The 25,149-nt window shown below is 39.1% G+C and carries 21 protein-coding genes; all 21 read right to left on the reverse strand.

Annotated features, from left to right (window positions below):
- Nucleotides 1-42: 42 nt before the first annotated feature.
- Entirely contained in the window at nt 43-1,326 is a 1,284-nt protein-coding gene (yfmH, locus tag WKH56_RS01315; RefSeq protein WP_025750276.1) for an EF-P 5-aminopentanol modification-associated protein YfmH, read from the reverse strand.
- Entirely contained in the window at nt 1,313-2,608 is a 1,296-nt protein-coding gene (yfmF, locus tag WKH56_RS01320) for an EF-P 5-aminopentanol modification-associated protein YfmF (RefSeq protein WP_028411385.1), read from the reverse strand. The genes yfmH and yfmF overlap by 14 nt, the downstream gene beginning before the upstream one ends.
- Nucleotides 2,609-2,866: 258 nt before the next feature.
- Nucleotides 2,867-3,826, reverse strand: a complete 960-nt coding sequence (locus WKH56_RS01325; RefSeq protein ID WP_048019861.1) for an ABC transporter permease — start codon at nt 3,824-3,826, stop codon at nt 2,867-2,869.
- Nucleotides 3,823-4,884 (reverse strand): ABC transporter permease, encoded by a 1,062-nt coding sequence (locus tag WKH56_RS01330; protein ID WP_014458483.1) that lies wholly within the window; start codon nt 4,882-4,884, stop codon nt 3,823-3,825. The genes WKH56_RS01325 and WKH56_RS01330 overlap by 4 nt, the downstream gene beginning before the upstream one ends.
- Nucleotides 4,881-6,410, reverse strand: a complete 1,530-nt coding sequence (locus WKH56_RS01335) for an ABC transporter ATP-binding protein (protein WP_048019860.1) — start codon at nt 6,408-6,410, stop codon at nt 4,881-4,883. The genes WKH56_RS01330 and WKH56_RS01335 overlap by 4 nt, the downstream gene beginning before the upstream one ends.
- 119 nt (nt 6,411-6,529) lie before the next feature.
- The gene (locus WKH56_RS01340; RefSeq protein ID WP_310884072.1) at nt 6,530-7,618 is read right to left on the reverse strand and encodes a BMP family lipoprotein; all 1,089 of its coding nucleotides are present in this window, start codon (nt 7,616-7,618) and stop codon (nt 6,530-6,532) included.
- 133 nt (nt 7,619-7,751) lie between these two features.
- Complete coding sequence (locus tag WKH56_RS01345; RefSeq protein ID WP_028411389.1) at nt 7,752-8,477, reverse strand: GntR family transcriptional regulator; 726 nt, start codon at nt 8,475-8,477, stop codon at nt 7,752-7,754.
- 640 nt (nt 8,478-9,117) lie between these two features.
- Complete coding sequence (locus tag WKH56_RS01355) at nt 9,118-11,475, reverse strand: FtsK/SpoIIIE family DNA translocase (RefSeq protein ID WP_310884073.1); 2,358 nt, start codon at nt 11,473-11,475, stop codon at nt 9,118-9,120.
- Nucleotides 11,476-11,613: 138 nt separating this feature from the next.
- Complete coding sequence (locus WKH56_RS01360) at nt 11,614-11,823, reverse strand: YlzJ-like family protein (protein WP_028411391.1); 210 nt, start codon at nt 11,821-11,823, stop codon at nt 11,614-11,616.
- Complete coding sequence (locus WKH56_RS01365) at nt 11,820-12,572, reverse strand: ClpP family protease (RefSeq protein ID WP_013058820.1); 753 nt, start codon at nt 12,570-12,572, stop codon at nt 11,820-11,822. Before WKH56_RS01365 ends, WKH56_RS01360 begins: the two co-directional genes overlap by 4 nt.
- A 105-nt stretch (nt 12,573-12,677) precedes the next feature.
- The gene (locus WKH56_RS01370) at nt 12,678-14,345 is read right to left on the reverse strand and encodes a ribonuclease J (RefSeq protein ID WP_047749913.1); all 1,668 of its coding nucleotides are present in this window, start codon (nt 14,343-14,345) and stop codon (nt 12,678-12,680) included.
- A 194-nt stretch (nt 14,346-14,539) separates the two neighbouring features.
- Nucleotides 14,540-15,412 (reverse strand): 4-hydroxy-tetrahydrodipicolinate synthase, encoded by an 873-nt coding sequence (dapA, locus tag WKH56_RS01375; RefSeq protein ID WP_013058822.1) that lies wholly within the window; start codon nt 15,410-15,412, stop codon nt 14,540-14,542.
- 75 nt (nt 15,413-15,487) lie between these two features.
- The gene (gene dapG, locus WKH56_RS01380; protein WP_028411393.1) at nt 15,488-16,720 is read right to left on the reverse strand and encodes an aspartate kinase; all 1,233 of its coding nucleotides are present in this window, start codon (nt 16,718-16,720) and stop codon (nt 15,488-15,490) included.
- 39 nt (nt 16,721-16,759) lie between these two features.
- Entirely contained in the window at nt 16,760-17,803 is a 1,044-nt protein-coding gene (asd, locus tag WKH56_RS01385; RefSeq protein ID WP_013058824.1) for an aspartate-semialdehyde dehydrogenase, read from the reverse strand.
- A gap of 191 nt (nt 17,804-17,994) precedes the next feature.
- Nucleotides 17,995-18,600: a dipicolinate synthase subunit B gene (locus tag WKH56_RS01390; protein ID WP_013058825.1), complete on the reverse strand. Its 606-nt coding sequence runs from the start codon at nt 18,598-18,600 to the stop codon at nt 17,995-17,997.
- On the reverse strand, nt 18,600-19,499 hold the full coding sequence (gene dpaA / locus WKH56_RS01395) for a dipicolinic acid synthetase subunit A (protein ID WP_013058826.1): 900 nt from the start codon (nt 19,497-19,499) through the stop codon (nt 18,600-18,602). The genes WKH56_RS01390 and dpaA overlap by 1 nt, the downstream gene beginning before the upstream one ends.
- A gap of 188 nt (nt 19,500-19,687) precedes the next feature.
- On the reverse strand, nt 19,688-19,954 hold the full coding sequence (locus tag WKH56_RS01400) for a YlmC/YmxH family sporulation protein (RefSeq protein WP_013058827.1): 267 nt from the start codon (nt 19,952-19,954) through the stop codon (nt 19,688-19,690).
- Nucleotides 19,955-20,052: 98 nt separating this feature from the next.
- A complete protein-coding gene (locus WKH56_RS01405) occupies nt 20,053-21,297 on the reverse strand; it encodes a M16 family metallopeptidase (RefSeq protein ID WP_028411394.1) in 1,245 nt (414 codons plus the stop codon).
- Between the two features lie 28 nt (nt 21,298-21,325).
- Nucleotides 21,326-22,306: a polysaccharide deacetylase family protein gene (locus WKH56_RS01410; protein ID WP_033579798.1), complete on the reverse strand. Its 981-nt coding sequence runs from the start codon at nt 22,304-22,306 to the stop codon at nt 21,326-21,328.
- 142 nt (nt 22,307-22,448) lie between these two features.
- Nucleotides 22,449-24,575, reverse strand: coding sequence for a polyribonucleotide nucleotidyltransferase (pnp, locus tag WKH56_RS01415; RefSeq protein ID WP_014458473.1), 2,127 nt, complete (start codon nt 24,573-24,575; stop codon nt 22,449-22,451).
- 168 nt (nt 24,576-24,743) lie between these two features.
- Nucleotides 24,744-25,013 carry a 30S ribosomal protein S15 gene (gene rpsO / locus WKH56_RS01420; RefSeq protein ID WP_013058831.1) on the reverse strand — a complete coding sequence of 90 codons (270 nt, stop codon included), beginning with the start codon at nt 25,011-25,013 and terminating at the stop codon, nt 24,744-24,746.
- Nucleotides 25,014-25,149: the final 136 nt, after the last annotated feature.

Below are 25,149 nucleotides of genomic sequence, written 5' to 3' on the forward strand. Positions count from 1 at the left end.
AAAAAAGCTGATGAACATCAGCTTTTTTGGCAACAATCATCTTTATTTAGGTACTACTTCACAAACCGTAAAGTTCTTTTCATCAATAATCTCGTTTAGCACATCTTTTATTTCGTTTACCTTCAGTTTTTCTAGCGTTTCAACAATATCAAATAAATTCATATCATTAAACGCATAGCGTGTAAACTGATTAGCGATAAACTCAGGTGAGTTTAATGAACGTAAAAATCCGCCGATTTTCTTTTTACGAATACGTTCAAGTTCCTCTTCTGTTAGTGATTTCGTTTTCATTTCAAGTAAAATTTGTTTAACTCGATCATACAGCTGTTCCGGTTGATCCGTATCTCCTCCGATAAGAGCAAAACCAAATCCTCTTTCCTCCGTATAATCATACGCAAACGTTTCATCAATGAGTCCGTCTGCATACAACTCCTCATAGTACGAAGAGCTTTTTCCAAATGCATAATCTAAAATGATATTCATTGCTAACTCGTATTTAAGCATTTCTCCGCCTGAACGCTGCGGATTTTTCGCTTTTAGACCCACCATACATTTCGAAGACTGCACCGGCATTTTTAATACTTGTTTTTCTTGATCCACCGTTTCAGGCTCTTCGTCAAAATGACGCTGTATGTCAGAGATTTCTTTATAATCTTTTTTCTGCTGATTGTCTCGAACTTGCTTCATTACTTTTTCCGCATCAACAGGACCTACAATGAACAACAGCATGTTGCTCGGATGATAAAACGTTTCATAGCATGTGTACAGTAAATCTTTATTAATATGTGAAATCGATTCGATCGTGCCAGCAATATCAATTTTAACAGGATGGTTTTTGTACATATTTTGAATGGTACCAAAATACAAGCGCCAGTCCGGATTGTCGTCATACATTGTAATTTCTTGACCGATAATGCCCTTTTCTTTTTCTACCGTTTTTTCTGAGAAGTACGGCTCTTGTACAAAGTCCACTAATGTTTCAAGATTTTCTTCAAAGTTAGATGTACAGCTGAATAAGTAAGCTGTGCGGGTAAAAGAAGTAAATGCATTGGCCGAAGCACCTTGTTTACTAAACTGCTGAAAGACATCTCCGTCTTCTTTTTCAAATAATTTATGCTCTAAAAAGTGGGCAATTCCATCCGGAACTTTTGTCATTTCATTTTCATTTAGCGGTACAAATTGATTGTCAATCGATCCGTAGTTTGTTGTAAAAGTGGCAAACGTTTTGTTAAACTCCGGTTTTGGCAAAATGTATACCTGCAGCCCGTTATCCATTTTTTCATGATACAGCTGTTCTTGAAGCTGCGAAAATTCAATTTTCTCCATTTTCTTCACCGCCCGTTCCTGTTAAGAAATAAATTGTATCCATTTCAATTTTCTCAGCCACTTTAATAATTTCCTGCTTAGATACCGCATCAATATGCTTTAAGTATTCATCAATTGAAATATCTTTACCCGTTAATTCATTATGATACATAACCTCTACTAGTCCTCGTGGAGTATCCACCGTTTCAAGCAGCTGGTTGTGAATAACGGCTTTCGTTTGAGCGATTTCGCCGTCTGTAAACGATCCTTGTTTCATTTCCTGCATTTGTTCTTTAATAATCGTAACAGCTTGGTCGTAATTTTTAGCATCAATACCCGACATGACCATTAGTAATCCTTTATGACTCTCTACTCTCGAAGCAGCATAGTAAGCTAAGCTCGCTTTTTCACGCACGTTAATAAATAGCTTGGAATGTGAGAACCCTCCGAATATCCCATTGAATACTTGAAGAGCAAAATACTGTCTATCTCCGTATACAACGTTTGTACGATAGCCAATATTTAATTTCCCTTGTTTGACTTCTTGTTTTTCCACCACTTCATTTACGTTTGAGATCTCTTTAGACGTGATAGAATCTTCAATGTCTTTTTGCTCGCGCTTTGGTAAAGTAAATGTTTCTTTTACTGTTTGTAAAACCTCTTCGACTTGCAAATCTCCAATAGCATAAAGGTGAATGGCATCTTCTTTTAACACCTGCTGATAATAAGCGTACAAACTTTCACCTGTAATTTCTTCCACATCGTCAATTTGACCGTTTACATGTAAAGAGTAAGGTTCTTCCTTACACATTTCTTCAACTAGTCTTAAATTAGCATAGCGCATTTTATCATCAAATACGGCTTGAATTCGCTGACGAAGCGAACGCTTTTCTTTTGTCATAATATCCGTTAAAAAAGAGTCCCCTTCAACTGCTGGCTTTAATAAAATATCGCCAAGAAGAGCTAACGCTTTTTGCAAAAGCGGAGTTGAATCTTTCAAATATTTTTCATTCGCTATATCAATGCGAATCGTAATATCGTGGTTATCACCTTTTTTTGTTAAGTCTACTTGTAAAGTAGCACCATAAAGCTCATCTAAATATGTACGAAGCTTTGTCGTAGACGGCAGCGACTCGGTAGCGCTTTGAAGCACATAAGGTAAAAGGGCACGCATTGTCACCGTTTTCTTATCTAAAGGGGCATTTAGTTTTAAAATGAACGTGTTTGTTTTGTACTTAGCTGTTTGAATGGTATGAACAGTCAATCCTTCTAGTTCATGTTTTTGTTCAGTCAATAATTTCATATATAAACCTCCTTTTAAATTTTGATGTATTAACTAGACAATACTTCTATTTTGAATCTTTAACGCTAATTTTAGTCTTATAACCACTATATCGAATTCAAGGAAACATTTTCAAGTAACTTGCCGCGCGCTTCCTCATTTCTTTTCATATTCTTTCTCTCAATGAAAAAAAGGCGGAGAAAAGAATATGATTTCTTTGTCTCCACCTTCTATATTTATCCAACTTTAGTCATTGTTAGACCTCGTATAGAGGATTTATTAGCGGCGGCCTTTTTCATAAGGAACGCCCAGCGCTTTAGGAGCCTCAGCACGTCCTACAAAACCAGTAAGCGCTAAGATTGTTAATACGTACGGTGCAATGGTTAAAAGGACGGATGGGATATCTTGAATAACCGGAATCTGAGCTCCCGTGATACTCAAAGACTGTGCTAATCCGAAAAACATGGCTGCACCTAAAGCACCAATAGGATGCCACTTCCCGAAAATCATGGCCGCAATAGCAAGGAACCCTTGTCCAGCAATCGTTCCCGCTGCAAAGTTTGTAGCGATAGACGTGGCATACACCGCTCCGCCAATTCCAGCGAACATGCCGGAAATCATAACGCCAACGTAGCGCATTCTCACAACTTTAATCCCCATCGTGTCTGCTGCCATTGGGTGTTCACCAACTGAACGAAGACGGAGACCAAACGGCGTTTTATAAATGGTGTACCATACAGCAAAAGCTAGCACAATCGCAATATAAGACGTAATAGGAACGTTCGAAAACAGAATTTTACCGATTACTGGAATGTCTGATAAACCTGGAATACTTACTTTATCGATACGGAATTGAATAAAATCTGTTTGTCCTTTCCCAAAAATCTTTTTAATTAAAAAGATTGAAAGACCCGCAGCTAGAAAATTCAGGGCTACACCACTTACAGTTTGATCTGCTTTTAATGTAATGCTTGCAACAGCATGAATCAGCGAGAACACAGCGCAAACAACAGCCGCAATTACTATTGCTACCCACGGGGCCCAAGCACCTAATGAATCCTGAAGTAAAAGGGTTGAAACAATACCTGTGAACGCGCCAAACATCATCAGCCCTTCTAATCCAATGTTCACGACCCCGGAACGTTCACTAAATATCCCTCCGAGCGCGGTAAAGATAAGCGGTGCAGCTGAATAAAGCGCCGCTGGAATAATAATGGCTAACACCTCTAAGAAGTTCATTTTGCTCCCCCCTTGCCTGCACGGCCAAGCACCCAGCGAATTAAATAACTAGATGCAACAAAAAAGATAATAAGCGCAATGACAATTTGAATTAATTCAGACGGTACGCCTGTCATAAAGTTCATTTGAGGAGCCGCAGTTTGCAGTCCTCCGAAAAAGAATGAAGCTAATAAAATTCCAATTGCGCTGTTAGCTCCTAAAAGGGCTACGGCAATACCGTCAAATCCCGTACCCGTAAACGCAGTGAATGTGCCCATATATTGAAATGTTCCAAGCCCTTCCATAGCCCCGGCAAGCCCGGCAAAAGCGCCTGAAATCGCCATGGATAACACAATGTTTCGGCCTACATTCATTCCTGCATACTGTGAAGCATGCTGATTAAAACCAACGGCTCTTAGCTCGAAGCCCTTAGCTGTTTTATTCAAAATAAACCACATTACGACGGCTGCAGCGATGGTAATAAGAATGCCGTAATGAAGGCGGGAGTTATTGGTTAACTGTGCTAAAAAGCTTGATGCTAAAGATGCCGATTCTTTAATATCATACGATTTTTCATTACCCGCGTATAAATACGTACGGATTAAGCTGCTCGTGGTGTAAAGGGCAATATAGTTCATCATGATGGAAACAATTACTTCATGAACATGAAATTTTGCTTTTAAAAATCCTGGAATAAACGCCCAAACTGCTCCAGCTGCAGCTGCTGCTAATACAGCTAAAGGAATATGAATGACTGCTGGTAAATCAAACGCATACCCAACCCATACTGAAGCCAACCAGCCAACTAAAAGCTGTCCTTCTACTCCAATGTTAAAGAGACCGGTTTTATAAGCAAACGCAACCGCAATACCGGCCAGAGCAAGAGGCGTCATGGCACGAATCGTTTCTCCAATGGCTTTTGGCGTCCCAAACATCCCGTCAAAAAGAGATTGATAGCCAAGCATTGGATCATAGCCGCCTAGTAACATAATAACCGCTCCGGCAATGAGTCCTAATATGGCCGATACAACAGGGATCAAAATCATCATTACACGTTCGTTTTTCACAAGTTTATTCATGCTGTTCCACCCGCTTTCTCACGCGTACCGCCTGCCATTAATAGACCTAACTCTTGTTCATTCGTTTCTTTTGGATCTACAATGTCAACTATTTTCCCTTCATAAATAACCGCAATGCGATCGCTTAGATTCATTACTTCATCTAGTTCTAGCGAAACGAGCAGCACTGCCCGTCCTTTATCTCGTTCTTCAATCAGCTTTTTATGAATAAATTCAATGGCTCCTACATCCAGCCCCCTCGTTGGCTGAGCTGCAATTAATAGTTCCGGACTGCGGTCTACTTCACGGGCAATAATGGCTTTTTGCTGATTTCCGCCCGATAGCGATCGCGCTTGCGTATATTCACTAGGGGTTCGCACATCATATTCTGCAATTAACTCTTTTGCTTTTTTATACAGCTCTTTATAATTCAAAATACCTGATTTAGACATCGGCTTTTGATAATACGTTTGAAGACCGATATTTTCACCAATTGTATAATCTAATACAAGCCCGTGCTTATGGCGATCCTGCGGAATATGTCCTACTCCTGACTCCGTAATTTTACGCGTGGATAACGTAGACAACTCTTGATTTTTTAACGTGACCGAGCCCGACTTTATTTTTCTTAGACCCGTAATTGCCTCAATCAGCTCTGTTTGGCCATTTCCATCCACACCCGCGATGCCTACAATTTCGCCTGCTCGAACGCTTAGATCAAGTGAACTTACAGCCTCTACTCCTCGGCTGTCTTCTACTACTAATTCTTTTATTGTTAACACAGCTTCTTTTGGAGTCGCTGTTTTCTTTTCAGTTTTAAAATGTACTTCTCTTCCTACCATTAAAGCAGCAAGTTCATCAGGGTTGGTCTCTCGCACATTTACCGTACCAACCCCGACACCTTTTCGAATAATTGTACAGCGGTCACACACTGACATAATTTCTTTTAATTTATGCGTAATTAAAATAATCGACTTTCCTTCTTGAATTAATTTTTTCATAATTTGAATTAATTCCGTAATTTCCTGAGGTGTTAAGGCGGCAGTAGGTTCATCAAAAATAAGAATGTCGGCTCCTCTGTAAAGCGTTTTTAAAATTTCCACTCGCTGCTGCATGCCAACTGAGATATCTTGAATCTTCGCATATGGATCTACCGATAATCCATATTGATTTGAAAGCTCTTGAATATCTTGAGCTGCTTTTTTAATATTGATTTTCCCCGTTCGCGTCGGTTCGTTCCCAAGAATAATATTTTCTGTGACTGTAAAGTTTTGAACAAGCATAAAATGCTGATGAACCATTCCAATTCCTAAGTCATTCGCTACGTTAGGGTCCGTGATTTTGACTTCTTGGCCGTTTACACGAATCTGTCCTTTTTCAGGCTGATAAAGCCCAAATAAAACGTTCATCAGCGTTGACTTACCTGCACCATTTTCTCCTAACAAAGCATGAATTTCTCCCTTTTTCACTTGGAGTGTAATATTGTCATTAGCGACAATACCGGGAAACTCTTTGCGAATATCTAGCATTTCAATAACATATTCCACTACTTTCACTCCCTATTCCTGCCTGCTACAGGATTCTGTCTTCCGTTTTTTGGCTATGAAAAAGGCTAGTTTTCACTAGCCTTTTATACTCATATAATCATTGCTTAACAGATATCAGCTTATTTTTTAAGCGTTTTTTCAAACTCTTTAAATTCTTTATCCGTTTGAGGCACTGTAATGTCACCGTCTAGAATTTTTTGCTTATACTCATCAACTGCTTTTAACGCATCTTTGCTTACATTATCTTGTGATGGAGCAATTCCCACTCCGTCTTCTTTTAAGCCAAACACAACATCTTTACCGCCTGGGAATTTGTCGTCCATTGCTTGTTTTGCAACATCTTCTACAGCAAGGTCAACGCGTTTTACCATCGAAGTTAACGTTACGTTTTCAGGCATACCTTCTTCATGCTGATCGCGGTCAACTCCAATTACCCAAACCTTTTTGTCTTTACCGCCTTTTGAACGGTTTTTAGCTTCTGTAAATACGCCGTTTCCAGTACCGCCAGCCGCTTGATAAATAATATCAGCGCCTTTGCTGTAAATGGTAGAAGCGATAGCTGAGCCTTTTTCTGGAGAGTTAAAACTTTCCGCGTATTGAGAAATAACTTCAGCGTCTGGGTTTACAGATTTAACACCTGCTTTAAATCCGTTTTCAAACTTCTTGATTAATGGAGATTCAACGCCTCCGATAAAGCCGATTTTGTTCGTTTTCGTTTGTTTCGCTGCCACTACACCTACTAAGAAAGAGCCCTGCTCTTCTTTAAATAAAATGCTCGCCACGTTATCTAAGTTTTCTGACTTTAGCGTATCGTCTACTAATGCAAAGTTAGCATCTGGATACTGCTTCGCTGCTTTTTTAATGTCTTCTTTTAACAAAAAGCCAATTCCATACGTCAAGTTGTAGCCACTCTCAGCAAATTTAGAAAGGTTGCTCTCGTATTCAGATGCTTTTGTAGACTGCAAATATTTGTATCCAGTCCCTTCATCAAGTCCGTTGTCTTTCCCAAACTTTGTTAGACCTTCCCAAGCAGATTGGTTAAACGATTTATCATCTACCCCGCCCGTATCTGTTACCATTCCCACTTTAAAATCCGCTGCTTTTTTATCTCCGCTGCTCTTATCTGCGTCGTTTGAGCCACACGCGCTTAAAAGTGTTCCTGCCGCTAATACTAGTGATAATGCAAGTCCCGTTTTACGTTTTAACATGTTTTAACCCCCTGAATAGTTTTAAAAGTATAAAGCCAATTTTCTATTTCGTCCCTGTGACCTACATTTGACACCTCCTTAAAAGGACAATGTTAAATAGTTGTAAATTTTCTGACATTTAACCATAAAAAAACTAGACGCGTTTACGCAGTACTTGGAAACTAAATTGATCTGCTTTAAAATAATTGATGGAATATAAAATGGGTTCATCATACTGGTCATAATGCATTTGTTTCAGCACAAGCAAAGCGGTTTCTGGCTCGCATTGTAAAATAGGAGAAACTTTTTCATGATAGCCTAGAGGCTCAATATTTGCCACGGCGTATGAAATGTGCTTTCCTGCTTGTTTTTCAAGAATTTCTAGCAAAGATTCCTGTTTATATTCGAAATTTTCAGGCAATATTTTTTGAGGAACCTTGTCCATGCAATATACAACAGGCTCTCCGTTTGCCGTTCTCACCCGTTCAACAAATAAAATCTGTTCGTCTTCCCCGCAAGCAAAACGTGTTAAATCATTTTCAGACAACTCTTGTATTTGAGAAGATAAGAAGATTGTTCCGGCCTTCATACCAGCTTGTTCAATCATATGTGTTATACTATTTAATTGCTCAATCCCTGACAAAAAAGTAGGCTTCGTGTTGACAAATGTTCCCACGCCGTGTCTGCGAACAATAATATTCTCTTCTTCTAATATGCGAAGTGCCTCACGTAGCGTTGCGCGGCTAACCCCTAGCTGCTTTGATAAATCAAACTCTGAAGGGAGTCTTTCCTTTTCTTTAAAAATTCCTTTTTCTATATTTTGTTTAATTTTATCAATCACTTGTAAATACAAGTGCCGATTATCCGCACGTATAGACATCACTCTTCCTCCATATTAAAAAGTCATCAGACCTCTGATGTTCGACTACTTAATCGAAAATAATATATCATTTTTCGACAGATAAATAAATAGGTTATATTAATTTTTTGTTAAAATTTTTAATATTTTTTTAAAAAAATGAATTTTTGTTATTTTTTAATGTCAGCATACCTAACAACCTACTTTTCTTCTAATATTAGATAAAAACCAAACATTTTAGTCATTAAATTTTTTAATATTCGTTTTTATTTTATTTATTTAGCATGACATATTTTTGTGTAATACTATTCTTACCGTCTCTTCTTCCATAAAAAAATGAGGTTGAGACATAACGAAATAAATCCAATCTAAAGACAAACAAATAAGATACATGAGCTGAAACGCTTGCGACACCGCAGTTGATTTCCGTGCAAGACTTCGGTTTCCACGGGCGGGCGATGGGCCTCCTCGTCGCTTACGCTTTTCCCGCAGGAGTCTTCACCTTGTCTTTCAGTCAACTGCTAGAAGGAACGAAACGGATGAAACCTATATTCACCCTAACAAAAAAAACGAACCGCTAATCAGACATGTTGATTAGTGATTCGTTTTTCACTTAGGCTAAAATACTTTTGTCCCAGCTCCATCTTTTCTAATAACCTTATTAAGATCCAACATCTTCATTTTGCTGAGAAATCAGCACCGAACGCGGCTTACTTCCTTCGTAAGGCCCAACCACTCCACGATCTTCCATCGCATCGATTAAACGTGCAGCCCGGTTATAGCCAATTCGAAAGCGTCGCTGCAGCATAGAAACAGAAGCTGTTTGCATTTCTGCCACAAGCTGAACCGCTTCGTCATATAGCTCATCTGCAAAATCATCGACTTGTTCAGGGGCATCTGTTGGAATCATTTCTTCTTGATACTGTGCTTTTTGCTGTGCAATTACAAAATCAACAATCTCTTCTACTTCTTCATCTGATAAAAAGGCACCTTGCACACGCACAGGTTTTGAAGCTCCAACAGGCATGAACAGCATATCTCCTCTTCCTAGAAGCTTCTCAGCTCCTCCCATATCTAGGATCGTACGAGAGTCAGTTTGTGAAGATACACTAAAAGCGATTCGGGAAGGAATGTTTGCTTTAATAACTCCAGTAATAACATCTACTGATGGTCGCTGTGTAGCAATAATCAAATGAATGCCGGCAGCACGAGCCATTTGAGCAAGACGTGTGATCGAATCTTCGACGTCAGATGAAGCAACCATCATCAAGTCAGCCAACTCATCAACAATCACCACAATATAAGGAAGAGTCGGCTGTTTTGCATCGGCGTCTCCATCATCATTCATACGTTTTACTAAATCGTTATATCCTTCAATGTTTCTCGTTCCGCTGTGTGAGAACAACTCATAACGTCGCTCCATCTCACTTACAACTTTCTTTAATGCTTGAGAAGCTTTTTTCGGATCTGTTACGACAGGAGCCAATAAATGCGGAATACCATTGTACATATTCAACTCAACCATCTTAGGGTCAATCATCATTAATTTTACTTCATGAGGCTTTGTTCTCATTAAAATACTAATAATAATACCGTTGATACACACACTTTTTCCGCTTCCTGTTGCCCCTGCTACAAGCATATGAGGCATTTTATTAAGCTCTGCTAGCACAGCTTCGCCTGAAATATCTCTTCCTAAACCAACTAATAGCTTTTTATCAGGTCGGTTATTTTCAGTCGCTTCAAGTACTTCTCTAAGCGAAACCATCGCTACTTCTTCGTTCGGCACTTCAATTCCTACCGCTGATTTCCCGGGAATTGGAGCTTCAATCCGAATATCTTTGGCAGCTAATGCAAGTGCTAAATCATCACTTAAATTGACAATCTTACTTACTTTTACTCCTACATCAGGATATACTTCATATTTTGTAACAGCTGGTCCAAGGTGAACTTTTGCCACTTTTGCTTTTACGCCGAAACTTTGAAACGTTTTTTCAAGCTTTTCGGCATTTTTATAAATGTTTTTATGCTCTTTTGCCTGGTTACTTTTCTTTGGCATCGTCAATAGCTTGATAGGAGGAAGCTCATACTCTTTATTTTCCGTTTCAGTAAAGGTAATCATAGGAGCTTTTTCTTCTTCCTGTTCCTTTTGCGGCCTTGGCTGTTGCGGTGCAGCAGCTACAGGCTTCGATTCCATAACCGGAGGCACCGGAGCTATAGGAGCAGCAGAAGATTGACTAGACTCTTCCTCTCCATAATCAAAGTGTTCAATAATTGGAGGCGAAGGTGCTTCCACTTCTATTTCCACGCTTTCTTCAGGTTCTTGAACAGCTTTTTCTTGGCGTCTCTTTTTTGTTGTTTTAGGGGCTTTTTTCTTCTTATGTTTCCACGTCTGAATATCTTGCCAGCCTTCTTTTAACTCCGTTGTTAAAAAATTAACTAGAGGTGACAGAAGTTTTAATACCGTTTCGTGAAGCGAACGTCCGGTAATGAGCAGTACCCCAATCACAATAAGCAAGGCAGCGATAAGTTCTGTTCCTAAGCTATCAAACAGATAGTAGAACATGGCAAACATAATAGCTCCTATCATCCCTCCCCCTAAATCACTGTGATTCGATTGTCCCGTTGCTTCGAGCATATACAAATCCCACGTATTCATAATGACAGATGGATCTGTAAACGTTCCGTTTTTCGATAAATTTTCAAATAACGTCACGTGACTAAACAGTAAAATAGATAAAATAATGAGGTATGTACCGATAAGCTGCCGCGTCACTAAAGGAGGCATTTCTCTTTTCCAAATGATATAAACAGATAGAATAACCATTCCGATTAAACACAGCATATACCATTCGCCAATAAATAAGCGGACCACGAGTACAAGAGCCTGTCCTACAGCACCGAGTCCTGCCATGGCAATTAACGTTAACGCTAATAAAAATAAGCCAATAAGCTCAAAGCGCAATATGCGTTTCCATTCATCCTTTTTTATTTGACCTCTTCGTTTTTTCTTTGCCATTTTTCCACTCCAATCAACGTCCAACACCCTATGTTGATTTTGTTTCTTTTATCAGTTGAATAAAAAAGCAGCCAATACAGCGGCTGCCTTCTTCGTCATATTCATTATACCATATTCACCATAATTATACTGAAATCCTTACGACAAAATTTGACCAGGATAATAATTTTCATTCAAATAATCTTGAGGATTCGTGCTTAAAACCCTCACAATTTGCTGTTGTTTTTGTTCATTTTCTTCAACGATAACCGGGATTCCATTATGATTAATAAGCTTTGGCTGAGATTGTTCTTGATGATAAGACTGCTGAAAAATCAGTTCTTGTGGCATCATTGTATATAAAATCATTGCAGCAGCTGCTCCTCATTCTGACGTCCTTGCTCAATCAGTTCATTCAATTTTTTGATTGCTTGAGCAACTCCGCCTACTTCGTTAATTAACCCGTATGAAACAGCATCTCCGCCAACTACATTTGTCCCGATATCACGCGTTAAGTTCCCTTTTGAAAACATAAGTTCTTTAAACTTTTCTTCTGAAATATGAGAGTGTTCTCTCACAAAGTTAATCACGCGCTCTTGCATTTTATCTAAGTATTCGAATGTTTGCGGTACACCAATAACAAGACCCGTTAAGCGAATGGGATGAATGGTCATGGTCGCTGTACCGGCAATATACGAATAATCAGTTGAAACCGCAATTGGAACACCGATTGAATGTCCGCCTCCTAGCACAATGGACACAGAAGGCTTGGATAACGAAGCAATCATTTCCGCAATGGCAAGACCTGCTTCTACATCTCCACCTACTGTATTCAAAATAATAAGCAATCCTTCAATTTTTGGATTTTGTTCAATCGCCACAATTTGCGGGATGACATGCTCATATTTTGTCGTTTTATTTTGAGGAGGCAGCTGCATGTGCCCTTCGATTTGTCCTACAATCGTTAAACAGTGAATATTAGAATCCTGAGGAAGCTGAGCCACGTTGGTCTGTCCCAATTGTTGAATTTTATCTAATATTCCGCCCTTGCTTTCTTCATTTTTATTAGGCTGCTGAGGCGCTTCATCAGAATGTAATCTTTCGTTATTTTCAAACATATTCTAGCTCCTTTCACTTATTGATAGTAGTAGTATGAACTTCTCATAGTTATTACATCCCCATCAGCTGCAAATAAAAAGCCTTCCCAGCGGGAAGGCTTCACATTAGATTTCCATGATAATCGGTAAAATCATCGGTTTACGACGGGTTTTTTCATATAAAAATTGATTTAAACTTTCTCTCATTTTTAATTTTAATGAAGACCACTCGATCACTTTGTCTTCCATACACTTTTCTAAAATTTGCTGAACAATCTTCGTTGCTTCTTCTAAAAGCTTTTCTGATTCTCTTACATAGACGAATCCGCGGGAGATGATTTCTGGCCCCGCTACTACTGTTTTTTGACGTTTATTAATCGTAACTACTACCGTTAAGATTCCGTCCTGTGACAGCAGCCTGCGATCCCTCAGAACGATATTCCCAATATCGCCGACGCCTAGTCCATCAATGAGCGTATTTCCCGCTTGAATAGAACCGCTAGGGTACATGCGAGCATCTTTAAACTCAACTCGCTCACCTTTTTCAAGCAAACAAATATGATCTTCTGATATTCCTAATTGACCGGCTAGCTTTGCATAAGCTTTTTGTTTTCGATACTCTCCATTCACAGGCATGACATATTTCGGCTTTGTTAAGTTAATCATAAATTTTAATTCTTCTTGACTGCCGTGTCCGGAAGCCTGTACTTTCTTCTGAGCAAACACTACGCTTGCTCCTAAACGAAAGATGACGTCAATTGTTTTTGAAAAGGTCGTTTCGTGCCCCGCCACGGGTGTAGCAGCCAGCAGGACCGTGTCATCTTGTTTGATTTGAATAAATTTATGGGACTGTTTAGCCATTCGAGTAAGACCTGAAATCGGCTCTCCGTGATGACCTGTTGTTAAAATAACCGTTTCATGTTCTGAAAGATCCTTTAGCTTTTGCACAGGAACAATTAAATCCTCAGGCAGCTGCAAATGTCCAAGTTTTGCTGCAATATCAATGATTTTCAGCATACTCTTTTCCATAACGATCAGGTTACGGCCATGCTGATATGCGGCATGAATAACTTGCTGAATACGGTGCAGATTGGAACTGTATGCAGCAACAATGATTCGACCTTTGCTTTTATAAAAAGCGTCGGTAATATTTTGTCCGATGACGGCCTCGGAAACTGTATAGCCTGGCTTATCCGCATTTGTACTGTCTGAAAGCAAACACAGGACGCCTTTTTCCCCAATGGCAGCCATTTTTCCAATATCAGCGCTTTGAATGCTGACTGAGTTTTGATCAAATTTAAAATCACCTGTATATACAATCGCACCTTGATTGGTTTGTAAACAAATGCCGACTGAATCTTGTATACTGTGCTGCGTTCTAAAAAATGAAATATCCACTCCTTCAAACGATAAAACCGTTGACGAAGTGATAGGATGTAAAGCCTCATATTTTTTAATTCCATACTCTTTTAACTTTTCTTTGATAAGTGCTAGCGTTAATTCTGTACCATATACCGGCACGTCCAATTTTTGAAGTATAAAGGGAATAGCCCCAATTTGCTCTTCATGTCCATGAGTAACAAAAATGCCTTTTACGTTCTGCTGATTTTCTACTAAATATGTAATGTCAGGAATGACAATATCAATTCCTAACATTTCCCCTCCCGGAAACTTTGACCCTGCATCTAACACATATATGTTTTCATTGATTTCCACCACATACATGTTTTTTCCAAGTTCTCCGACTCCACCCAAGGCTGAAATTTTAATATTTTCTGTCTTTTCTAGTACCATAAGTTCCTCCTACTTACTTTCACCCGTACAATTTCATTTGCTTACATTATAACTGAAGTAAGAATTGGAATACAAGAAATTTCATTCGTCTATTTCCGTCATGTGCTCTTCTATTATCTTATAAGAAAAAAACGTCTCTTCATCAACTCGTATATACGGTCAATGAAGAGACGTTTAAAAAACATACTTATAGCTTATAGCGTATTTAATGTGCTGACTAACGTTTGGCGTTCTTCTTCCGTTAACGGAACTAAAGGTAATCGTACCGATCCTACGTCTAACCCTTTTAGCTGTAAAGCTGTTTTAACAGGCGTTGGACTTGGAGCCGCAAAAAGAGATTTCATCACAGGTACAATACGCTGATGAATTTTTGCTGCTTCTTTCGGATTTCCTGACTCATACAACTTAACCATCTCTTGCATTTCATTTCCAATAACGTGAGAGGCAACAGAAATAATCCCAGTTCCTCCAATTGCTAATACCGGCAGTGTTAAGCCATCATCACCGCTGTATAAAGCAAAATCATCGCTTGTTTGTGCGATAATAGCTGTCATTGCGTCAAGGTCGCCGCTTGCATCTTTTAACGCTACAACATTTGGCAGTTCAGCTAGGCGTACAATTGTATCCACAGACATATTGATCACGGATCGCCCTGGAATATTGTATAACATGACAGGCAGCTCTGTACTTTCAGCAATTGTTTTAAAGTGCTGATATAAGCCTTCCTGATTCGGCTTGTTATAATAAGGTGCTACAATCATAATCGCATCTACGCCGATTTCTTCTGCCTTTTTCGTTAATTCAATTGATGCATACGTATTATTGCTTCCTGTACCTGCAACAACAGGTACACGGCCATCTACTACCTTTACTGAGTGGCGGAACAGCGCCAGCTTTTCTTCTGTTGAAAGCGTAGGAGATTCACCAGTTGTTCCTGCAATAACCAACGCATCTGAACCGTTGCTGATTAAATAGTTAATAAGCTGCGTTGTTTTTTCAAAATCAATATTTCCTTTATGATCAAAAGGCGTTACCATCGCTGTTGCGACTTTCCCAAAATCAATCATGTTTTCACTCCTTGAAATTGCATTATCCCTATTCATGTAATGAACCGTTAGCTTATAGCTAACGGAACATGTAGTTTATCTTTTTTGCGGTGCTTTTGACAAGTCAAAGGCACCATGAAGAGCATTAACGGCTTTCTTTAAATCCTCTTCTTTTACAAGCACCCAAATCGTCGTATGGCTGTCAGCAGATTGTAAAATCTGAATACCTTCGCTAGAAAGAGCTGTAACAATTTTAGATGTAACACCAGGCACCCCTGCAATTCCTGCTCCAACCGTTGATACTTTGGCACAGTTGCGAATAACAGCCGGCTCATACCCTAGCGCATGAAGCACATCAATTGCTTTGTCAGTTGCTTCATCTGTTACCGTATATACAACACCCTTCGGTGAAATATTGATAAAATCTACGCTGATTTTTTCTTGTGCCATTGCTTTGAATACCTCTGCTTGCGTATCATAATGGCCTTCTTTACTAAAAACTTTAATTTGAGTCACGTTAGATACGTGGGCGATTCCTGTTACAAGGCGTTCTTGCACATCGCTTCCACGCTGCTGTGCTTCACCTTGAGATGTAACGAGCGTACCTTCTGAATCAGCATACGTGGAACGGACGCGCATCGGTACTTTTGCTTGCATGGCGATCTCTACGGCACGTGGGTGAACTACTTTTGCACCTTGATAAGCCATGTTGCATATTTCGTTATATGTGACAACGGATAGCGGTCTTGCATCTTCTACAATACGCGGGTCCGCTGTCATCACACCTTCTACATCCGTGAAAATGTCAATGTAATCAGCCATAAGGGCTGCACCTAACGCTGAAGCAGATGTATCGCTACCTCCGCGTCCAAGCGTTGTTGTATCACCTTCAGCAGTTGCCCCTTGAAAGCCTGTTACGACAACGACATCATATTCTTCTAATTCTTTTAACAAACGGTCGCATTTCATTTCTAGTATCTTGGCATTGGTAAAATCATCATTCGTCACAAACCCTGCCTGTGCACCGTTTAATGCTGTAGCTTTAATCCCATTTTCGTTTAATAAATTTGTAAACACAACCGATGAAATTAATTCTCCGCATGCCATAAGCATATCAAGCTCACGTTTGTTAAGAGACGCTTTATTTCCATCAACAAGTGAAAGCAATGTATCCGTTGCATACGGTTCACCTTTTCGTCCCATTGCCGATACAACAACGACTACTTTGTAACCCTCACTTAATGCATTATTTAAATGATAGATTGCTCTTGCTCTTCCTTCTTCGTTACGAACGGAAGTTCCTCCAAATTTTTGGACGATTATTTTCATACTTACACCTCATCATGTTCCGAGACACTCTGGTTGCGCTTATTTTACTAAGCTAAGCTTAATAAGTGATTCTGCAATTTGTACAGAATTCCAAGCTGCACCTTTTAACAAGTTATCAGAAACGATCCACATATGGAAACCGTTATCGCGATCTAAATCTTTACGAATACGGCCGACAAACACATCTCGTTTACCTACACAGTCTGCTGGCATTGGATATACTTGATTTTCTGGATCATCTTGCAATACGATACCAGGTGCATCAGCCAATAAATTTTTCACATCAGCTACCGTTACACCGTCTTTTTCAATTTCAATGTACACTGACTCTGAATGACCTGTTACAACCGGTAGACGAACACAAGTAGCAGCTACTGGCAATTCAGGCATGCTCATAATTTTTTTCGTTTCATTAATCATTTTCATTTCTTCAAATGTAAAACCGTTATCTTGAAATTTATCAATTTGCGGAATGGCATTAAAAGCAATTTGATAATGTTTTTTATCTCCACCAACCGGTAAAATTTCCGGTGTAAACTCTTTTTCTTCTAAAATAGCTTTAGCTTGTTCTTTTAATTCATTAATTGCAGCAGCACCTGCTCCAGAAACGGCTTGATACGTTGATACTAGCACTTTAGATAAGCCGTATGTTTCGCGTAATGGCTGTAATGCTGCTACCATTTGAATTGTAGAGCAGTTTGGATTAGCAATGATTCCGTTATGTGCGTGTAATGCATCTTCGTTCACTTCCGGCACAACTAACGGGACATTTTCATCCATTCGATAAGCGCTTGTGTTGTCTACAACGATTGCTCCGCGTTTTACTGCCTCTGGTGCAAGTGCTTTTGAAATGCTGCCGCCTGCACTGAATAAAGCAATGTCTACGCCTTCAAAGCTATCAGGAGTTGCTTCTTGCACAACAACTTCTTCTCCGTTAAACAACACTTTTTTACCAGCTGAACGAGCTGAAGATAATAACGTTAATTTACCAACTGGAAAATTACGCTCCTGTAGGGTTTTAATCATTTGTTGTCCTACTGCACCTGTTGCTCCTACTACTGCTACATGTAATTCTCTTGTCATTTTAATACCGCCTCCAACAATTTTCAACTACTCAACATTTATCTGCATATACTGACTATTTTAACATATTATTATGCTTCATTGCGTCAAAGAAGAGAAGATTTTTAAAATCTTCTCTTCTTTGAGATTGAGAGTTCTCTTACAGCCGCAGTATTGAACAGATTCATACAACAGCAAGAGGCATATATGTCCTATGACTCTTGACCGTCGCGGAACCTTTCGACAATAACAGGCTGAATCTGTTTATCTTCAAGCGCTGCGTACACCGTGTCTGATAACATCGTCATACGCGCTACCATTGAATTTGGTTTAAGCACCGGGTCATCTTGACCAAATGGAATAAAATAAATATTTTTAGTCGCCATTAGCCTCATTAAGTTTACACCATTTAGCCCTAGTGCGTCATTAGTCGAAATTCCCAGTACCACTGGCTTATTATTACGAAGCGTTGCTTTAGCTGCCATGAGTACCGGAGATTCAGTCATTGCATTCGCAAACTTACTCATCGTATTCCCAGTAATTGGGGCAACTACCATACAATCAAGCGGAATCTTTGGTCCTAGAGGCTCTGCTTTTACAATTGTATTGATGACGGCATGACCTGTTAATTCCTCAATTTTCTTCACCCAGTCTTCTCCATCTCCAAAACGAGTATTTGTGGATTGTACAGTGTAAGAAACAACCGGTAACACTTCTGCTCCCAAATTAACAAGCTTTTCAATTTCCGGCATAACCGCATCATACGTACAGTGAGATCCGGTCAAGCCGAATCCTATTCTTTTACCTTTTAATGACATTATTTTTTCTCCTCTCTCGCATCCGCAGCGTCTTTTAATAAATTCACTAATACATTAGCGACAATCTGACCTGCTGTTTTTGGAGCCACAATCCCTGGAAGACCAGGTGCTAAAATAGCTTTAATTCCTCGTTTTTCTGCATAGCGGAAATCGGTTCCTCCAGGCTTTGAAGCTAAATCAATAATGAGCGCGTGGGTCGGGACATTAGATAATGTCTTAGCCGTTAAGATAGGGTATGGAATGGTGTTAATACATATATCACTATCAGCAATTTCTTTATCGAGTTCAGAAAGATAGAAAGGCTGCAAACCCATTTCAGCAATACGTGCTAAATGTTCAGATTTTCTAGCTCCTACTTTTACATTGGCACCAAGTGCAGCAAAGGACCTCGCCACGCTCATTCCTACTCTTCCTAAACCTAGGACAGAAATATTTGAACCGTGAATGGTAAAATCCGTATGTTGAATAACAAGCATGATGGTACCTTCAACAGTAGGAATAGAGTTATAAATTGCTACATCATCACGCTCAAATAGCTGAACGAGTTTACGGTTTGTCGTTTTGACTAATTCGTTTAAATACCCATTGCTAATACCAGAATAAATAATGCAGTGCTCAGGCGTTTTTTTAAGTATTTCTTCAGTCAATACTACTTTTTCATTTGAAAAAATAGTATCTACTTGCCCTTCGTGATTTGTTCCAGGCACTGGAAGGATGATGGCGTCAACATCTGAAAAATCCAGCTCCTCTATCTGATATTTCGTCGCACCTGTAAAACCATGATCTAGCTGATCAAAACCAATAAGAGAGGTTTTTGCATCTAATTGAATTAATTTTCGAATGACTTCAAGCTGCCTAGCATCACCGCCAATTACAGCTATGTGCAAATCCGTTAACATGTTTCATTTTCACCTTCTTTAACATTAAATAGATGTATCCTTCGCTTAAACCATCGAGATGTAAAGTGCTATCATTACGCCCTAGAATGCCTATTGCTTTTCTTCAACATACTATGTAAACACACAGGAATCGGTGAATCTTTATCCCTGAAAATAAAAGAAACGAGATGCAGGAAGCATCTCGTTTGTTATTTTGTTGACTCATTATTTATGTCTTCTAGCTGATGAACATTTACAATCACCATATCCGTACCAATTTTTTCGATATTCCCCCACGGCACTCGCACTTCATCTCCTTGTTTTCGAAATCCAAACCACTTCACAGATGGAATAATAAGCGCATTAATTTGTCCCGTATGTTCATTAATTTCAAGATCTGTTTGCCCTAAAATACCCAAACGCTCTGCTCGCTTAACATCTACAATTTCTTTTCCACTCAGCTCACTTAATCTCATGAAATCCCTCCTTTCATCTAATTTATTGAACAACCATACAAAAAATGACATAAAAATAAGGCTGGCTCAATTATTTTAGCCAACCTTACTTTTATAGTTTAATTTCCTTTAAAACCCTTAGGTAAATCTCCACTCGGGCTTATTAATGAAAGCGCAAATTCGTCTTTGAAAATATCTCGTGCAAGACCATTTACACTATCTTTAGTCACGGCATTAACAAGGTCTAAAATCTCATCTAATGAACGGTGATAGCCCAGCATTAACTCATTTTTTCCGTTTCTGCTCATACGGCTATTTGTACTTTCAAGACTCAGCATTAAGTTTCCTTTCAGCTGCTCTTTGCTGTTAGCAAGTTCTTTATCTGTAATACCTTTGTCTTTCAAATCATAAAGCGTTTCTTGAACCGTATCATATAATACGTCGAGCTGATGGCTTCCAGTTCCCCCATAAATCGTTACAAGACCACTGTCTCGATAAGAAGAATGATAAGAGAAAACAGAGTAAGCCAAGCCGCGCTGTTCGCGGACTTCTTGGAACAAACGACTGCTCATGCTTCCGCCAAGCACGTTGTTTAATACAATTAAGCTATATACATCTTCTCCGCCAATTGGCAAACCTTTAAAGCCAAGGCAAAGATGAGCTTGTTCTGTCTCTTTTTTGCGCGCAATATGATTTGTATGGAACTCAGGCTGAACATATTGATGAGCGGAATGACTTGACGTATATGTACCAAAATAGTTTTCCACCTGTTGTATAAAACTCTCATCAATGTTTCCAGCTACTGAAATAACGATGTTTTCAGGAATATACATTTGCTCCATATATTGACGAAGCGAATCACCGTTAAATGTTTTTAACGTATCTTCCGTTCCTAAAATTGGATACCCTAATGGATGATTGCCATATACGGCTTTTCCTAATAGATCGTGTACAATATCGTCAGGTGTATCTTCATACATTTTAATTTCTTCATATACAACATTTTTTTCACGAGCTAATTCCTCTTCATCAAATGAAGAATTAAAGAACATATCCGCCAGCACATCTAGCGCTTGATCTGCGTGTTCGTCTAATACTTTTGCATAGTAGCACGTGTATTCTTTAGAAGTGAATGCATTTACTTGTCCCCCAATGCGGTCGAAGCTTTCTGCAATTTCACGAGCAGATCTTGTTTTTGTTCCTTTAAAAAACATATGTTCAAGAAAATGTGATACACCATTAATTTCAGGGTGTTCACTTCGAGAACCCGTTCCGATCCATACCCCAATGGCCACAGATCGAACAGTTGGGATATTTTCCAATACAATTCTTACACCATTTTTGCACGTATATCGTTTTATCAAGCTAGTGCCTCCCTTTTGCTTATCTCACTTACTTCTTAGTAGAAGAAGGTAGTTTCATCATTCGTTCTTCATCTAGCATCGTTGACACATCGCTAACTTTCAGGCCTTTGCGTTCAATATCGGTTAACAATTGGTCAAGCGATTCAGCCGTTGATTCAGTCGGGTGCATCAGTACAATAGCCCCTGGATGAATCTTTTTCATTACTCGATTAATTAACACTTCTGAACTCGGCTTTTGCCAATCGATTGTATCAACTGTCCACATGATGGTACTCATTTTTAACTGAGAAGCAAGCGTTACTACTTCGGGGCGAAAACTGCCGCTCGGCGGAGCAAACCATTTTACTTTTTGTCCCGTAGTAGATGTAATAATATCATTCGTTTTTTTAAGCTGCTGATTGATTTGACTAGCCGATAAAGTGGCCATATCAGGATGAGAATAAGAGTGATTTCCCACTTCATGCCCTGCGTCTACAATCATTTTTGCCATATCTGGATTATTTTTAACCCATTTTCCTTCTAAAAAGAAGGTTGCTTTAGCATGGTGCTTTTTCAGCACTTCTAACATTTTAGGCAAATACTCGTTCCCCCATGCTACGTTCACTGTAAACGATACCATAGGCTTTTCATCGTGTCCACGGTAGATAGGTTCCTGTGGTAAATCCTTCAAGTGAACCTTTGGTCTAACCTGTTTGTACACTAATTTTTTTTCATCAAATTTACCCGCAGGTTTCATATTTTTATAAGAAGCAGCAAGATCAACTTTTATGCCGTTATAGCCAGGAACCCGTTTCCAAACAGGATCGATTCGTGCATTCGCCGCTGGCTTTTCATAATCTTTTGCTTTTTCTTCAATCTTTTGATATAACGCATCATGCTGAGCTGATACAAGTTGTACATCGGATTTAAGTGCTTCTATATATGCTTCAGCAAAAGGATTATAAATAGATTTATATGTAATTGCCAGTAAAAATAGAAATGCTGTAAATTGCACAATGGTTCTCTTCACTTATCCTTCCCCCTTTACCATTTAAAATATGTATAAAGAGGACAAGGTAGAACAAACATCTACAAACGATAAAATCGCCCTACACATGGATTTTCTTCATGTATGGACGATTTCACAATATCTATATAGTAGTAAAAGAAGATTATTTTGTTTCTTTTGCTTTTTCTTCTTTTTCTTTTTGTTCTTTTAAAATTGCTTTACGAGATAAGTTAACGCGACCTTGTTTATCAATTTCCATGACTTTAACTAAAAGCTCGTCACCAATCGCTACAACGTCTTCTACTTTTCCAATACGCTCTTCTGCAAGCTCTGAAATATGAACAAGCCCATCTTTTCCGCTGAAGATTTCTACAAATGCACCGAATTTTTCAATTCGTTTTACTTTTCCTAAGTACATTTGGCCGACTTCAACTTCGCGTACAAGATCTTCAATGATTTTCTTCGCTTTTTCATTCATCGGCTGATCAATAGAAGAAATGAAGATTGTACCATCTTGTTCGATATCAATTTTAACGCCTGTTTCTTCGATGATTTTATTGATTTGCTTGCCGCTTGGTCCAATAACATCACGAATTTTATCAGGGTTAATCGCCATTGTAAGGATCTTAGGCGCATATTGAGAAAGCTCTTGACGAGGCGTAGCAATCGTTGACATCATATGATTTAAGATTTGCATACGGCCTTTTTTTGCTTGTTGAAGGGCTTCGTCTAAAATTTCACGAGATAACCCGTCAATTTTAATATCCATTTGAAGCGCAGTTACGCCATTTTCGGTACCTGCTACTTTAAAGTCCATGTCTCCTAGGTGATCTTCCATTCCTTGAATGTCCGTTAGAATCGAGTAGTGTTCACCTGATTTGATCAGACCCATTGCAATCCCTGCTACAGGTGCTTTAATTGGAACCCCAGCATCCATCATTGCAAGCGTACTTGCACAAATACTTGCTTGTGAAGTAGAACCGTTTGACTCTAATACTTCAGATACAAGACGAATTGTATAAGGGAAATCTTTTTCATTTGGAATAACCGGCTCAAGTGCACGTTCACCTAGCGCACCATGTCCAATTTCACGACGACCCGGTCCGCGCATCGGTCTAGTTTCACCAACACTAAATGAAGGGAAGTTGTAGTGATGCATGAAGCGTTTAGATTCTTCTACACTTAAACCATCTAAAATTTGCACATCGCCAAGTGCACCTAATGTACAGATGCTAAGCGCTTGAGTTTGTCCACGCGTAAATAATCCAGATCCGTGTGTACGTGGAAGCAAGTTTGTTTCAGAAGAAAGTGGACGAATTTCGTCAATACTACGGCCATCAGGACGTACTTTTTCTTCTGTGATCAAGCGACGCACTTCACTTTTAACAAGCTTCGACAAAATTTCATTCACTTGATTTAGTACTTCTTCTTCTACATCTTGCTCTTCAAATTTTGCAGCTACAGCGCTTTTCACTTCTTTAATCGCATTTTCGCGCGCATGCTTTTCTTGAACTTGAACAGCACGGTTCATGTCACCTTCTGCAATTTCGCGAACTTGACGCTCAAGGTCAGCATCAACAGTATAAAGCTCAACTTCAACTTTTTCTTTGCCTACTGCTGCTACAATTTCTTCTTGGAACGCAATTAATTTTTTAATTTGCTCGTGTCCAAACATAATTGCTTCTAACATTACTTCTTCCGGTACTTCATCAGCGCCTGCTTCAACCATGTTGATCGCGTCTTTTGTACCAGCAACCGTCAGATGAATATCGCTTTTTTCAAGCTCATCTACCGTTGGGTTTACAACAAATTCATTGTCTACACGGCCTACGATTACGCCTGCAATAGGACCTTCAAATGGAATATCAGATACTGATAATGCTAATGAAGAACCAAACATTGCTGCGATTTCTGAAGAACAGTTTTGGTCTACGCTCATTACAACGCTGACAACTTGAACTTCGTTTCGGAAACCATCTGCGAATAAAGGACGAATCGGACGGTCGATTAAACGGCTAGCCAAGATTGCTTTTTCACTTGGTCTGCCTTCACGCTTAATGAATCCACCTGGGATTTTACCGACTGCATATAAACGCTCTTCATAGTTTACTGTTAACGGGAAGAAATCTACATTTTTAGGCTCTTTTGAAGCCGTTGCTGTACTTAATACAACTGTGTCTCCATAGCGGATTAATGCTGCGCCATTTGCTTGTTTTGCCAACTGGCCAACTTCAACTTCTAGCTTTCGTCCAGCTAGATCTACAGAGAACACTCGTTTTTCTTGTTCCATATCGACGAGTACCCCTCTCTACATATAAAATATGTATGTAATCAAATGTGATAGTTTTATTATAAACGAAATATCCAAAAACAATAGCTTTTTTCACATTATGTAGCATCTTTAATGTTTCTTAAATGTACATACTAAAAAAGCGGGAATGCTCCCGCTTTCTTCTTATTATCGACGTAAACCAAGTTTGTTGATTAACTCACGATAACGAGTAACGTCTTTGTTACGTAGGTAGTTAAGTAAGTTACGACGTCGACCTACCATTTTTAAAAGACCACGACGTGAATGGTGATCCTTTTTATGAGTACGTAAGTGACCGTTTAGATTGTTAATTTGCTCTGTTAGGACAGCGATTTGAACTTCTGGAGAACCAGTGTCGTTCGCATGAGTTTTGTACTCACTAATGATTTCATTTTTACGCTCTTGTGTGATAGCCATCCTATTCACCTCCTTATTATTAAACCCCAGTTACCGAGCAAAACGTTGGTGAATCGTAATGCCAAGCAATGGTTGTTTTACATACAAGTGTTATGTTACTACTTATTAGAACAAAAAGCAAGTCGTAGCAGCTATT

The organism is Priestia sp. SB1, assembly GCF_038898415.1.

Coding starts and splice junctions, on each gene's coding strand:
- WKH56_RS01370 (WP_047749913.1), bottom strand. CDS start 14,345: ATGGTACTAGAAAAGACAGAAAATATTAAAATTTCAGCCTTGGGTGGA.
- WKH56_RS01400 (WP_013058827.1), bottom strand. CDS start 19,954: ATGAGATTAAGTGAGCTGAGTGGAAAAGAAATTGTAGATGTTAAGCGA.
- WKH56_RS01365 (WP_013058820.1), bottom strand. CDS start 12,572: ATGTTTGAAAATAACGAAAGATTACATTCTGATGAAGCGCCTCAGCAG.
- dpaA (WP_013058826.1), bottom strand. CDS start 19,499: ATGTTAACGGATTTGCACATAGCTGTAATTGGCGGTGATGCTAGGCAG.
- WKH56_RS01330 (WP_014458483.1), bottom strand. CDS start 4,884: ATGAATAAACTTGTGAAAAACGAACGTGTAATGATGATTTTGATCCCT.
- WKH56_RS01325 (WP_048019861.1), bottom strand. CDS start 3,826: ATGAACTTCTTAGAGGTGTTAGCCATTATTATTCCAGCGGCGCTTTAT.
- WKH56_RS01355 (WP_310884073.1), bottom strand. CDS start 11,475: ATGGCAAAGAAAAAACGAAGAGGTCAAATAAAAAAGGATGAATGGAAA.
- yfmF (WP_028411385.1), bottom strand. CDS start 2,608: ATGAAATTATTGACTGAACAAAAACATGAACTAGAAGGATTGACTGTT.
- WKH56_RS01360 (WP_028411391.1), bottom strand. CDS start 11,823: ATGATTTTATATACAATGATGCCACAAGAACTGATTTTTCAGCAGTCT.
- WKH56_RS01345 (WP_028411389.1), bottom strand. CDS start 8,477: ATGTCTATACGTGCGGATAATCGGCACTTGTATTTACAAGTGATTGAT.
- asd (WP_013058824.1), bottom strand. CDS start 17,803: ATGACAAGAGAATTACATGTAGCAGTAGTAGGAGCAACAGGTGCAGTA.
- WKH56_RS01340 (WP_310884072.1), bottom strand. CDS start 7,618: ATGTTAAAACGTAAAACGGGACTTGCATTATCACTAGTATTAGCGGCA.
- dapA (WP_013058822.1), bottom strand. CDS start 15,412: ATGATTGATTTTGGGAAAGTCGCAACAGCGATGGTAACGCCTTTTGAT.
- WKH56_RS01390 (WP_013058825.1), bottom strand. CDS start 18,600: ATGTCATTAAAAGGTAAAAGAATAGGATTCGGCTTGACCGGATCTCAC.
- yfmH (WP_025750276.1), bottom strand. CDS start 1,326: ATGGAGAAAATTGAATTTTCGCAGCTTCAAGAACAGCTGTATCATGAA.
- dapG (WP_028411393.1), bottom strand. CDS start 16,720: ATGAAAATAATCGTCCAAAAATTTGGAGGAACTTCCGTTCGTAACGAA.
- rpsO (WP_013058831.1), bottom strand. CDS start 25,013: ATGGCTATCACACAAGAGCGTAAAAATGAAATCATTAGTGAGTACAAA.
- pnp (WP_014458473.1), bottom strand. CDS start 24,575: ATGGAACAAGAAAAACGAGTGTTCTCTGTAGATCTAGCTGGACGAAAG.